This window comes from Streptomyces sp. NPDC001770 (assembly GCF_053596135.1).
The window spans coordinates 211,638-224,662 of the sequence record NZ_JBSFFN010000004.1; the positions used below are offsets into that span (position 1 = coordinate 211,638).

Consider the following 13,025-nt stretch of genomic DNA (forward strand, 5'->3'; position numbering starts at 1 on the left):
ACGCCGGACATACTCGCACAAACGTCCGCTCGGCTTCCGTCCGCGGGAGCCTCGGGCACCGCGTACCCGGGCACCGAGGGCCACCGGACCGTCAGGACGACCGACTCCTCCTCCGCGAACCAGGAGTGGTCGACGCCATGGCCCCAGACGACGTAGTCGCCCTGGCGCGACAGCACCACGTCCCGGCCGGGCAGCTCCACCCGGAACCGCCCGCCGATGAGCACCAGCAGCGCCGTACGTTCCTCGCCCCGCACCCACTGGGCCCGCTCGTCGCCGCGCGGGTGGACGCCCCACTTGATCTCGACGTCCTCGCTGTGGCGGGGGTCCGCGGCGTCCTTGAAGTGCCCGAGGATCCATCCCCGGTCCAGCGCCGCGTCCGCGCCGGCGTTGCCCACGTACACGTTGTCGTCCATGTGTACGAAGGCTAATCCGCGCGCACGCCGCCTCACACCCCGATCAGTTCCAGCGCCCCCCAGAGCGCGACGGTCGAGACGGCGAGGGTGGCGGGGACGGTCAGCAGACCGAGCCGGGTGAAGTGGCCGAGGTCGGGCGGGGAGTCGTGGGCGTGCAGGATGCGGCGCCACAGGAGGGTGGCCAGCGAACCGACGTACGTCAGGTTCGGGCCGAGGTTGACCCCGATCAGCGCGGCGAGCAGCGGTCCGGGGCCGGCCGCCGCCACGACCGGCAGCAGCGCGAGGATCGCGGGGAGGTTGTTGATCAGGTTGGCCAGCACGGCGGCGACGGCCGCGACGGCGAGCAGCGCGGTGAGCGAGGAGCCGTCGGGGAGCACCTTGCCGATACCGGTGCCGAGCCCGTGGTCCACGACCGCCTTGACCACGACGCCGAGGGCGAGCACGAAGAGGCAGAACGGCAGGTTCGCCGAGTGCAGCAGCCGCAGCGGGGTGGTCCGGCGCTGCCCCAGCGCGCGCACCCCGAGCACCAGGGCGCCGGCGAGGGCCGCCCAGAGGGGTTCGGCGCCCGCGAAGGAGGTGACGACGAACCCCACCAGGGTCAGCACCAGCACCACCAGGGTGAAGACGGGCACCTCGGTGCGTTCGGCCTCCGGGTCCGGTGCGTGGGCGCCGGCCGCGAGGTCCTCGGCGAAGACCCGGCGGAAGACCACGTACTCGACGGCGATGGCGGCCAGCCAGGGCAGCGTCATCAGCGCGGCGAACCGGGTGAAGGAGAGCCCGCTCGCGGTGAAGGCGAGGAGGTTGGTGAGGTTGGAGACGGGCAGCAGCAGGGAGGCGGAGTTCGCCAGGTGCGCGCAGGCGTAGACGTACGGGCGGGGGCGGGCGCCCACCCGGGCGGCGGTGGCGAAGACGACGGGGGTCAGCAGCACGACCGTGGCGTCCAGCGAGAGCACGGCGGTGATGACGGAGGCCACCACGAACACCCCGGCGAGCAGCGGTCCGGTGCGGCCCCCGCAGAGCCGGGCGACCAGATCGCCGGCCGCCTTGAAGAGTCCCTCGTCGGCGCAGAGCTGGGCGAGTACGAGGATCGCGGCGAGGAAGCCGACGACCGGCAGCAGGTCCTCTGTCTGCTCGCGCGCCTCGGAGAGCGGTACGGCTCCGATCGCCACCACCAGCAGGGCGGCGGGCACGGCCAGCACGGCCTCGGGCAGCCCGCGCGGGCGTACGACGGCGAAGGCGAGGACCGCCAGGAGGACGGCGACGGAGACGGTCGCGGCGAGCACGGTGTTCAGCGGACCCTCCGGGGCCGACGGGCCCGCCACCGGGGCGGGCGGGAACGGGAATGGTGCGCGCACGGTGCGGCAGGCCGTGCACGTGCGAAGGGGCGGCGCACCCGGTACCGGGATGCGTCGCCCCTTCGTACGAACGAAGCCGCGTGCGGGAGGGTCAGCCCTCGACGCCGAGCTTCTCCAGGATCAGCTCGCGGACCCGGGCGGCATCGGCCTGGCCGCGGGTGGCCTTCATGACCGCGCCGACGAGCGCGCCCGCCGCCGCGACCTTGCCGGCCCGGATCTTGTCCGCGATGCCCGCGTTGGCGGCGATCGCCTCGTCCACGGCCGTGGACAGCGCGCCCTCGTCCGAGACGACCTTCAGGCCACGCTTCTCGACGACGGCGTCCGGGTCGCCCTCGCCCGCGAGGACGCCCTCGATGACCTGGCGGGCCAGCTTGTCGTTGAGGTCGCCCGAGGCGACGAGCTCGGTCACCCGGGCGACCTGCGCCGGGGTGATGGGGAGCTCGTCGAGGCCGCGGCCGGTCTCGTTGGCGTTGCGGGCCAGCTCGCCCATCCACCACTTGCGGGCCTGGTCGGACGGGGCGCCCGCCTCGGTGGTGGCGACGATCAGGTCGACGGCACCGGCGTTGAGGATCGACTGCATGTCGAACTCGGAGACGCCCCACTCCTCGCGGAGCCGGTTGCGGCGCACTCGCGGCAGCTCGGGGAGGCCCTTGCGGAGCTCCTCGACCCATGCGCGGGCCGGGGCGACCGGTACCAGGTCGGGCTCGGGGAAGTAGCGGTAGTCCTCGGCGTTGTCCTTGATGCGGCCGGCCGTGGTGGAGCCGTCCTCCTCGTGGAAGTGCCGGGTCTCCTGCACGATCGTGCCGCCGGAGGAGAGCACCGCGGCGTGCCGCTGGATCTCGAACCGGGCCGCCCGCTCGACGGAACGCAGGGAGTTCACGTTCTTCGTCTCGGAGCGGGTACCGAAGGTCTCGGTGCCGTTGGGGCGCAGCGACAGGTTCACGTCGCAGCGCATCTGGCCCATCTCCATGCGGGCTTCCGAGACGCCGAGCGCCTTGATGAGCTCGCGGAGTTCGGCGACGTACGCCTTGGCGACCTCGGGGGCACGCTCGCCCGCTCCCTCGATCGGCTTGGTGACGATCTCGATGAGGGGGATGCCCGCGCGGTTGTAGTCGAGCAGCGAGTGCGAGGCGCCGTGGATGCGGCCGGTGGCACCGCCGACGTGCGTCGACTTGCCGGTGTCCTCCTCCATGTGGGCGCGCTCGATCTGCACGCGGAAGATCTCGCCGTCCTCCAGCTGGACGTCCAGATAGCCGTTGAAGGCGATCGGCTCGTCGTACTGGGAGGTCTGGAAGTTCTTCGGCATGTCCGGATAGAAGTAGTTCTTCCGGGCGAAGCGGCACCACTCGGCGATCTCGCAGTTCAGCGCGAGGCCGATCTTGATGGCGGACTCGACGCCGATCTCGTTGACGACGGGGAGTGCGCCGGGCAGACCGAGGCAGACCGGGCAGGTCTGCGTGTTGGCGTCCTGCTTGAGCTCGGTGGAGCAGCCGCAGAACATCTTGGTCTTGGTGCCCAGCTCGACATGGACTTCGAGGCCCATGACGGGGTCGTACGTCGCGAGAGCGTCCTCGTACGACACCAGGTCAATGACAGTCACGGTGAAACTTTCCCTCTCAGCCCAGCAGGACGTCGTCGTCGCCGAGACGCTTCAGTTCGCGGTACAGGATCGCGAGACCGGTGACGATCGCCGCGGCGGAGACGGCCGCGTCGATGAGCCGGAGCACGTCGTTGTCGTTGCGCGCCAGCTTCGCCTGCCTGGCGACGCTGATCGCACCGAAGGCGGTGGATCCCAGCGAGACGTACAGACCGGTCTTGGACTTCTTGAAGTTCTTGGCCTTCTTTGCCATGGCACTCACAGCGACGGAGCCTCCTCAAGCAGCGGGTGACCCCACTGTTCCACGAAGGCGGCCTCGACGGCGGCTCCGACCTTGTAGAGCCGGTCGTCCTTCATCGCGGGGGCGATGATCTGGAGACCGACCGGCAGGCCGTCCTCGGGGGCCAGGCCGCAGGGGAGCGACATGGCGGAGTTGCCGGCGAGGTTCGTCGGGATGGTGCAGAGGTCCGCGAGGTACATCGCCATCGGGTCGTCGGCGCGCTCGCCGATCGGGAAGGCGGTGGTCGGCGTGGTCGGCGACACGATGACGTCGACCTCCTCGAACGCCTTCTCGAACTCGCGGGTGATGAGGGTGCGTACCTTCTGCGCCGAGCCGTAGTACGCGTCGTAGTAGCCGGAGCTCAGGGCGTACGTGCCGAGGATGATGCGGCGCTTGACCTCGTCGCCGAAGCCGGCCTCACGGGTGAGGGCGGTGACCTCCTCGGCGGACTTCGTGCCGTCGTCGCCGACCCGCAGGCCGTAGCGCATGGCGTCGAAGCGGGCCAGGTTCGAGGAGCACTCGGACGGCGCGATCAGGTAGTACGCGGAGAGCGCCAGGTCGAAGGAGGGGCAGTCCAGTTCGACGACGGTGGCACCGAGCGAACGGAGCAGCTCGACCGACTCGTTGAAGCGCTGGACGACACCGGCCTGGTAGCCCTCGCCCGAGAACTGCTTCACGACGCCGACGCGCAGGCCCGCGACGGAACCGTTGCGGGCGGCCTCGACGACCGGCGGGACCGGGGCGTCGATGGAGGTGGAGTCCATCGGGTCGTGCCCGGCGATGGCCTCGTGCAGCAGCGCCGCGTCCAGGACCGTGCGGGCGCAGGGGCCGCCCTGGTCGAGGGAGGACGAGAAGGCGACCATGCCGTAGCGGGAGACCGAGCCGTAGGTCGGCTTGACGCCGACGGTGCCGGTGACGGCGGCGGGCTGGCGGATCGAGCCGCCGGTGTCCGTGCCGATGGCGAGCGGCGCCTGGTACGAGGCCAGCGCGGCGGAGGAACCGCCGCCGGAGCCGCCGGGGATGCGGGTGAGGTCCCACGGGTTGCCGGTCGGGCCGTAGGCGCTGTTCTCGGTGGAGGACCCCATGGCGAACTCGTCCATGTTGGTCTTGCCGAGGATGACGACATCGGCCTCGCGGAGCTTGCGCGTGAGGGTCGCGTCGTACGGCGGGACCCAGCCTTCGAGGATCTTGGAACCGACGGTGGTCGGCATGTCCTTCGTGGTGAAGATGTCCTTCAGCGCGAGCGGGACACCGGCCAGCGGGCCGAGCTTCTCGCCGGCGGCCTTCTTCGCGTCGACGGCGCGGGCCTGCGCGAGCGCGCCCTCGCGGTCGATGTGCAGGAAGGCGTGGACCTTCTCGTCGACGGCCTCGATCCGGGCCAGGTGGGCCTCGGTGACCTCGACGGCGGTGAGTTCGCCGGAGGCGACGGCCGCCGCGATCTCGGCCGCGGTGAGCTTGATGATGGTGCTGTGGTCCGTCATGGCTGTTAGTCCTCCCCCAGGATCTGCGGCACCTTGAAACGCTGCTGCTCCTGGGCGGGAGCGCCGGAGAGCGCCTGCTCGGCGGTGAGCGACGGGCGGACCACGTCGGCCCGCATGACGTTGGTCAGCGGCAGCGGGTGGGAGGTCGGCGGTACGTCTTGGTCGGCGACCTCGGAGACGCGGGCGACCGCGCCGATGATGTCGTCGAGCTGACCGGCGAAGTGATCGAGCTCTTCGCCCTTCAGCTCCAGACGCGCCAGCCGGGCGAGGTGGGCGACCTCCTCGCGCGTGATGCCAGGCATGCAGCGATCCTCAGGGGTTGGGGTGTGTGGCTACGGTGTGTCGCATCGGCCAACAGGATTGGCCAAGTCGGTTTGGCCCAATCTTATGGGGTCGCCCGTACGCCCCTCCGCCACCGGGTGCCGGGCACCCCGGGGCGGCCACCCGGGGTCAGGCCGTGGCCGGGCCGGAATTCACGGTGCGACCCGACGGGAGCTGCTCGGGTTCGGGTGCCCCGGCCGCCGCTGCCGCCTCGGCGGCCTTCAGTTCGGCCGGGCGCCGCCAGCCGTGTTCGCCGCGCGCGCGCAGCCAGGCCGTCGCCTCGGCCGGCGGCATCGCCGCCGCCACCAGCCAGCCCTGCACGGCGTCGCAGCGCAGGTCCCGCAGCCGCTCCCAGGTCTCGTCGTCCTCCACGCCCTCCGCGACGACCAGCAGCCCGAGCGAGTGGGCGAGGTCGATGGTGCAGCGGACGATCTCCGCGTCCTCCTGGTCGACGGCGAGCCGGGCCACGAACGACCGGTCGATCTTGAGTTCGCTCACCGGCAGCCGCCGCAGGTGGACGAGGGAGGAGTAGCCGGTGCCGAAGTCGTCCAGCGACATCTTCACGCCGTGCCCGGTGAGCCCGGCGAGGGTGTCGGCGGCGCGCTGCGGGTCCTCCAGCAGTACGTGTTCGGTTATCTCCAGCTGGAGGGAGCCGGCGGGGACCCCGTGGCGGGCCAGCCGGGCGGCCACGCCGCCGGCGAACCCGGGGGTGTGCACGTCCCGGGGCGAGACGTTGACCGCGACGGGCACGAAGAGGCCCTCGGCCCGCCAGCGGGCGACCTGTGCCAGCGCCGTCTCCAGGACGTAGTCGGTGAGATGGGGCATCAGCCCGGACGACTCGGCGATGGCGATGAACTCGTCCGGGGGGACCCGGCCGCGCTCGGGGTGCACCCACCGCACCAGGGCTTCGAGCCCGGCCACCTGGCCGTCGAAGCGGACCTTGGGCTGGTAGTGCAGCTCCACGTCCCCCGCGTCGAGCGCCCGGCGGAGGTCGCCGAGGAGGCCGAGCCGGTCCGGGGTGTTGCTGTCCCGCTTCGACTCGTACACCTCCACGCCCGTGCGGTCGCGCTTCGCCTGGTACATGGCGACGTCGGCGCGGCGCAGCAGGCCCTCGGCGTCCTGCGCGTGTTCGGGGTGGACGGCGACCCCGGCGCTGGCCTCCAGCACCAGGGTGAGGCCGTCGAGGTCGAGCGGTGAGGAGAGTTCGGCGACCAGGTGCCGGGCGACGCGCTGGGCGCTGGTGGTGGACTCGGTGTACGGGAGCAGTACCGCGAACTCGTCCCCGCCGAGCCGGGCCGCCTCGGCGCCGCGCGGCAGGGCGAGCCGCAGCCGGTCCGCGATCTGGAGCAGCAGCCGGTCGCCGGCCAGGTGGCCGAGGGTGTCGTTGACGGCGCGGAAGCGGTCCAGGTCGATGAGGACCAGGGCGGAACGGTTGCCGAGGGGTTCGGCCTCCTCCAGCGCGGACCAGGTCCGCTGGAGGAGCCACTGCCGGTTGGGCAGTCCGGTCAGCGGGTCGCGGAGCTGTTCCTCGGCGCGGGCGCGGGCGATCCAGAGCGTGGAGTCCAGGGCGACGAGCGGCACCGCGAAGAGCGGCAGCAGGACCGGCATGGTCGTCGCGACGACGCAGATCAGCGGGGCGATGCCGAGCAGGGCGACGGCGACGAGCCCCTGGCGCAGCAGGGTGGTGCGGGCGATGGTCGGCAGTCCGCCGCCCTGGGGGGCGCGGGCGTACCAGAGGAGGGCCCGGGTGACGAGGAGGTGGGTGGCGGCGGCGAGCACCACGGCGGGCAGGGTGTCGATGCCCCAGTCGAGTGGTCGCCAGGGGGTTTCGACACTGGGTTCGACGCCGAAGGCGGCGAGTACGAGGGCGGCGGCGCCGATGCCGAGTATGTCCACGGCTCCGTGCAGAAGCCCCTGCGACCAGCGGTGTCTGCGGGCGACGCCGACGAGGACGACGACGATCACGCTGACGAGTCCGGCGGGCACCCAGCCGTAGAGCAGCAGGACGGAGAGGGTCAGCGCGGCGCCGGAGCCGGTGCCGCCCCACCAGCGGTCCCGGCCGAGGGCGACCAGGTGGCCGACGATGACGCCGGTCAGGACGGCGAGGGACCAGCCCGCGGTACCGTCCGGGAAGAGTGCCTCGCCGTGGTGCAGCCCGCGGCCGAGGCCGGTGACGAGCTGTATGCCGGCGAGCGCCACGAGGAGGACGCCCACTTTCGGCGTGAGGCCCGCGAAACCCTGCGTCCGCGACACCGGTACGGCGCTCTCGGTCGGCTTCATTCCGTCCCTCTCACAGCCTGCGGTGGCGATGTCACACGGTGGCCCCCACTCCCATGCCACCACGGCCCGCCCCCACCACGCAGCGTGCACGGAGGGCGCAGGAGCCAACAGTAGGACGCCGAGAGCGTCCGGGTCAGCGCTCCGCACCTCTTGGGGTGGGCCCGTGCTTCCCGGCCGGTGTGCGACGTCGGCCGCGGCGCCTCGCCGCGCCGCGGGAACGTACCGATACGTCCCGTTCATTCCGTAGGAGGGACGTCCTCCGCCGCGCGAGGCACACGTCCGACGCCGCACGCCGATCCGCCAGGGAGGTTTCATCCCCGCTCCGGGACCGGGCCATTCCCCGGGGGCGTCTCGAAAACGTCTCGATGCCCGGTCCCCTCCCGCCTGCCGCCGCCGGCTACTCCTCGGTGGGCAGCGCCGCCGCGCGTGCCGCCTCGGGGCCCTCGTCGAGCAGGACCGCGAATCCGGCCTCGTCGAGCACGGCCACCTTGAGCTGCATCGCCTTGTCGTACTTGGAGCCGGGGTTGTCGCCGACGACCACGAAGGAGGTCTTCTTCGACACCGAGCCGGTGACCTTGGCGCCCCTGCTCTGGAGCGCGTCCTTGGCGCCGTCCCGGGTGTGGCCGGCGAGGGTGCCGGTGACGACGACGGTGAGCCCCTCCAGCGGGCGGGGGCCCTCGTCCTCACCGGCCCCCTCGTCCTCCATGCGGACCCCGGCCTCCCGCCACTTGCGGAGGATCTCGCGGTGCCAGTCGACGGCGAACCACTGCTTGACGGAGGCGGCGATGATGCCGCCGACGCCGTCGGCATCCGCCAGCTCCTTCTCGGTCGCGGCGTCGATGGCGTCGATGGAGCGGAACTGCCGGGCCAGCTCCTGTGCGGCGACCGGGCCGACGTGCCGGATGGAGAGTCCGGTCAGCACCCGGGCCAGCGGGGCCCGCTTGGCGGCTTCGATGCCCTCCAGCATGGCGAGCGCGTTCTTCTTCGGCTCGCCCTTCTGGTTGGCGAAGACGGTGGCGATCTTCTCCTCGCCGGTCTTCGGGTCGCGCTTGGGCAGTCCGCTGTCCTGGTCGAGGACGTAGGCGCGGATCGGCAGCAGCCGTTCGATGGTCAGCCCGAAGAGGTCGCCCTCGTCGAGCAGCGGCGGTTCGGCGGGCTCCAGCGGCTGGGTCAGGGCTGCCGCGGCGACGTAACCGAAGTGGTCGATGTCGAGGCACTTGCGGCCGGCGAGGTAGGAGACGCGCTCGCGCAACTGGGCCGGGCAGGAGCGGGCGTTGGGGCAGCGGAGGTCGATGTCACCCTCCTTGGCCGGCTTCAGCGGGCTGCCGCACTCGGGGCACTCGGCGGGCATGACGAACTCCCGCTCGGTGCCGTCGCGCAGGTCCACGACCGGGCCGAGGATCTCCGGGATGACGTCGCCGGCCTTGCGCAGGACGACGGTGTCGCCGATGAGGACGCCCTTGGACTTGACGACGTCCTGGTTGTGCAGGGTGGCGAACTCCACCTCGGAGCCGGCCACCTTCACGGGCTCCACCTGGGCGTACGGGGTGACACGGCCGGTGCGGCCGACGCCGACGCGGATGTTGACGAGCTTGGTGTTGACCTCCTCCGGGGCGTACTTCCAGGCGATGGCCCAGCGGGGGGCGCGGGCGGTGGAGCCGAGCCGGCCCTGGAGCGGGATCTCGTCGAGCTTGACGACGACCCCGTCGATCTCGTGCTCCACGGAGTGCCGGTTCTCACCGAAGTACCGGATGAACTCGCGTACGCCGTCGAGGGTGTCCACGACCTTGTTGTGCTTGGCGGTGGGCAGGCCCCACTCGCGGAGCAGCTCGTAGGCGTGGGAGAGGCGGTCGATGTCGAAGCCCTCGCGGGCGCCGATGCCGTGGACCACCATGTGCAGCGGGCGGGTGGCGGTGACCTTGGGGTCCTTCTGGCGGAGCGAACCGGCCGCCGCGTTGCGCGGGTTGGCGAAGGGCTTGTCCTCGGCCGCCACCAGGCGGGCGTTCAGCTCCTCGAAGTCCTCCATGGGGAAGAAGACCTCGCCGCGGATCTCGACCAGCGCGGGAACGCGGTCGCCCTCCAGCCGGTGCGGGATCTCGGCGATGGTGCGGACGTTGGGGGTGACGTCCTCGCCGGTGACGCCGTCGCCCCGGGTGGCCGCGCGGGTCAGCCGGCCGTGCTCGTACGTGAGGTTGACGGCGAGGCCGTCCACCTTCAGCTCGCAGAGGAAGGAGTGGCCGGTGGAGCCGACGTCCTTGGCGACCCGCTCGAACCAGGCGGCCAGTTCCAGGTCGTCGAAGGCGTTGTCCAGGGAGAGCATCCGCTCGCGGTGCTCGACCGAGGTGAACTCGGTGATGTACGGCCCCGCGACCTTCTGCGTCGGCGAGTCCGGGGTGCGCAGCGAGGGGTGGGCCTCCTCCAGCGCCTCCAGTTCGCGCATCAGCCGGTCGAACTCGGCGTCGCTGACGACCGGCTGGTCCCGCACGTAGTACCGGAAGCGGTGGTCCTCGACCTGGTCGGCGACCAGGGCGTGCCGCTCCCGTGCCTCGGTGGGCACCTCGGTGTCCTGCTGGATCCGTTCGTCGCCGGTGCCGGCCATCGTCCCGTCCTCCCGTTGGGGTTGTCTCTCGCGTGGTCTCTCGCATGGTGCGGGGCGCGCGGCGCGGTGCCCCGGGGCAGGGGTCCGCGCCGCGTCCCGTCACTCGGGGTTGTCCGCGAGGGAGCGCGCTGCCCGGGCGCAGTGGGCGAGCGCGGCGCGGGCGTACGCGGGCGAGGCACCCGCGAGGCCGCACGCCGGGGTGAGCACGACGGACTCGGCGAGAGTCCCCGGATTCAGCCCCAGCCTGCTCCACAGCTTCCTGACCCCCATGACGCTACCGCCAGGGTCGGACAATCCGGCCGAGGCGGCGTCGGTGCCCGGCACGATGCCGAGGAGGAGCTGGGTGCCGCCCTCGACCGCTTCGCCGATCGCCTCCTCCTCACGCTCGGTGAGCAGCGAGAAGTCGAAGGAGACCGCGGCGGCCCCGGCCCGCCGCAGCAGGGCGAAGGGGACCTCGGGGGCGCAGGAGTGCACGAGGCCCGCGCCCTCCCCGGCGACGGCGAGCAGGTCGCGCAGGGCGCTCTCGACGATCTGCCGGTCGACCGAGCGGTAGGTGCGGTAGCCGCTCGCGGTCCTGACCCGGCCGCCGAGCACGGCGGTCAGGGACGGTTCGTCGAGCTGGAGCACGACGTCGGCGCCGGGGATCCGGCGGCGCACCTCGGCGAGGTGGGCCTTGAGGCCCTCGGCGAGCGATCCGGCGAGGTCGCGGCAGGCGCCGGGATCGCCGAGGACGGCCTCGCCGTTGCGCCGCTCCAGGGCCGCGGCGAGCGTCCACGGCCCCACCGCCTGGACCTTGAGCACCCCTTCGTACCCCTGGGTGAACTCCTCCAGGGCGTCGAGGTCCTCGCCGAGCCAGGAGCGGGCGCGGCGGGTGTCGCGGCCGGGGCGGTCGCTGATCCGCCAGCCGCTGGGCTCGACGTGCCCGTACATCTCCACGAGGAGTCCGACGGTCCGCCCGATCATGTCCGCGCCGGGCCCCCGGCCGGGGAGTTCCGCCAGGTGGGGGATGCCCTGGCCGTCCGCGAAGGACCCGGTGACGGTCTTCGCCGTCTCCCGCGCGTCGCCTCCGGGCATGGACCCGACCCCGGTCGCCGCGCACTCGCTGAACCTGCTCTTCTCGCTCACCCGGGAAGCGTACGGTCCCCGGGCGGCGGGGCCGGTCCCCAGGGCGGGGCGTCCCGGGCACGCGGGCCGGGTCAGCGCCCGGGGCGGACCGTCAGGTCGTTGACCTCGGCGTCGCGCGGGAGGTCGAGCGCCATGAGGATCGTGGTGGCCACCGACTCGGGGTCGATCCACTGCCCGGCGTCGTACGCCTTGCCCTCCTGCTGGTGGACCTTGGCCTGCATCGGGCTGGCGGTGCGGCCGGGGTACACGGAGGTGACGCGGACGCCGTTGCCGTGCTCCTCGTGGCGGAGCGAGTCGGCGAGCGCCTTGAGGCCGTGCTTGCTGGCGGCGTAGGCGCCCCACTGGGCGGACGCGGAGAGTCCGGCGCCGGAGTTGACGAAGACGGCGTGGCCCCGGGCGACACGCAGCTGCGGCAGCATCAGCCGGGTCAGCTCGGCGGGGGCGACGAGGTTGGCGTTGAGCTGGAAGTGCCAGGCCTTCGGGGTGAGGTCGCCGATGTTCCCCAGTTCGACCACGCCGGCGATGTGCAGCAGTGAGTCGAGGCTCTCGGGCATCGGCTGCTGGCCGAACGCCCAGGAGAGCCGGTCGGGGTTGCCGAGGTCGCCGACGAGCGTACGGGCCCCGGGGTGGAGGGCGGCCAGTTCCTTGGCGCGGCCTGCGTCGCGGGCGAGCAGGACGAGGTCGTCGCCGCGGTCGCGCAGGCGGCGGGCGACGGCTGCTCCGATGCCGGAACCGGCGCCGGTGATGAGGTGGGTAGGCATGGGCTCCATGATCCCACCCGGTCCCGCGCGACCGCCCGGCGGGCGCACGGGACCGGGTGGGTCACGGATCAGAGCCGGCCTGCGGACTCCTCCAGGTAGGCCAGCGCGCCGACGCCGTCCTCGGCGAAGAAGACGAGGTCGGTGAGGGGCAGCGGCAGGAAGCCCTCCTCGTCCATCCGCAGGAACTGCTGCCGCAGACCGTCGTAGAAGCCGTCCGCGTTGAGCAGGACCACCGGCTTGGTGTGCTTGCCGTGCTTCTTGAGTTCGAGGATCTCGGTGGCCTCGTCGAGCGTTCCCATGCCGCCGACCATGATCACGACGGCGTCGGCCTTCTCCAGCAGCAGCGCCTTGCGCTCGGCGAGGTCGCGGGCGAAGACCATCTCGTCGGCGTTCTTGCGGGCCTGGTGCGCCATGAAGTCCACGGAGACGCCGACCAGGCGGCCGCCCGCCTCCTGGACTCCGTCGGCGACGACCTTCATCAGCCCGCTCTCCGAGCCGCCCCAGACGAGGGTGTGTCCGCCGCGTCCGAGCAGCTCGGCGAATTCCCGGGCGGGGCGGGTGTAGCGGTCGTCGAGGTCGGCGGCGGAGAGGAAGACACAGATGTTCATACGGACACCGTACGACCGTGCGCCGGTCACACCGTCCGCGCCCCGGAGGGCGGGCGGAAACGGGTGCGGCGCGGGAGGAGAATCGGGTGCGGCGCGGGTGCGGCGCGGGTGCGGCGCGGGTGCGGCGCGGGTGCGGCGGGGGAACTGCACGGTGCGGCGGGGTCCGGCACGGTGCGGCGGGGTCCGGCGCGGGAACGGCACGGGA

Annotated in this window: 10 protein-coding genes and 1 pseudogene; all 11 read right to left on the reverse strand. The window is 72.5% G+C overall.

Going from position 1 to position 13,025, the window contains the following annotated elements; all coding sequences use genetic code 11:
• Positions 1 to 50 precede the first annotated feature (50 nt).
• Positions 51 to 413, reverse strand: a pseudogene (locus ACWCSV_RS06055) (signal peptidase I); the annotation flags it as partial.
• 32 nt (positions 414 to 445) lie between these two features.
• Positions 446 to 1,705 carry an SLC13 family permease gene (locus tag ACWCSV_RS06060; RefSeq protein WP_451139108.1) on the reverse strand — a complete coding sequence of 420 codons (1,260 nt, stop codon included), beginning with the start codon at positions 1,703 to 1,705 and terminating at the stop codon, positions 446 to 448.
• A gap of 154 nt (positions 1,706 to 1,859) precedes the next feature.
• On the reverse strand, positions 1,860 to 3,368 hold the full coding sequence (gene gatB / locus ACWCSV_RS06065; RefSeq protein ID WP_451138930.1) for an Asp-tRNA(Asn)/Glu-tRNA(Gln) amidotransferase subunit GatB: 1,509 nt from the start codon (positions 3,366 to 3,368) through the stop codon (positions 1,860 to 1,862).
• Positions 3,369 to 3,384: 16 nt separating this feature from the next.
• Positions 3,385 to 3,618 carry a hypothetical protein gene (locus ACWCSV_RS06070; protein WP_451139110.1) on the reverse strand — a complete coding sequence of 78 codons (234 nt, stop codon included), beginning with the start codon at positions 3,616 to 3,618 and terminating at the stop codon, positions 3,385 to 3,387.
• A gap of 5 nt (positions 3,619 to 3,623) precedes the next feature.
• The gene (gene gatA, locus ACWCSV_RS06075) at positions 3,624 to 5,126 is read right to left on the reverse strand and encodes an Asp-tRNA(Asn)/Glu-tRNA(Gln) amidotransferase subunit GatA (protein WP_451138932.1); all 1,503 of its coding nucleotides are present in this window, start codon (positions 5,124 to 5,126) and stop codon (positions 3,624 to 3,626) included.
• A 5-nt stretch (positions 5,127 to 5,131) separates the two neighbouring features.
• A complete protein-coding gene (gatC, locus tag ACWCSV_RS06080) occupies positions 5,132 to 5,428 on the reverse strand; it encodes an Asp-tRNA(Asn)/Glu-tRNA(Gln) amidotransferase subunit GatC (protein ID WP_266709411.1) in 297 nt (98 codons plus the stop codon).
• A gap of 148 nt (positions 5,429 to 5,576) precedes the next feature.
• A complete protein-coding gene (locus ACWCSV_RS06085; RefSeq protein WP_451138934.1) occupies positions 5,577 to 7,727 on the reverse strand; it encodes a putative bifunctional diguanylate cyclase/phosphodiesterase in 2,151 nt (716 codons plus the stop codon).
• A 397-nt stretch (positions 7,728 to 8,124) separates the two neighbouring features.
• Complete coding sequence (gene ligA, locus ACWCSV_RS06090) at positions 8,125 to 10,326, reverse strand: NAD-dependent DNA ligase LigA (protein ID WP_451138936.1); 2,202 nt, start codon at positions 10,324 to 10,326, stop codon at positions 8,125 to 8,127.
• A 99-nt stretch (positions 10,327 to 10,425) separates the two neighbouring features.
• Complete coding sequence (locus ACWCSV_RS06095) at positions 10,426 to 11,451, reverse strand: methionine synthase (protein WP_451138938.1); 1,026 nt, start codon at positions 11,449 to 11,451, stop codon at positions 10,426 to 10,428.
• Positions 11,452 to 11,522: 71 nt separating this feature from the next.
• Positions 11,523 to 12,212, reverse strand: a complete 690-nt coding sequence (locus ACWCSV_RS06100; protein ID WP_451138940.1) for an SDR family oxidoreductase — start codon at positions 12,210 to 12,212, stop codon at positions 11,523 to 11,525.
• Between the two features lie 68 nt (positions 12,213 to 12,280).
• Entirely contained in the window at positions 12,281 to 12,820 is a 540-nt protein-coding gene (locus ACWCSV_RS06105; protein WP_451138942.1) for an LOG family protein, read from the reverse strand.
• Between the last annotated feature and the right edge of the window lie 205 nt (positions 12,821 to 13,025).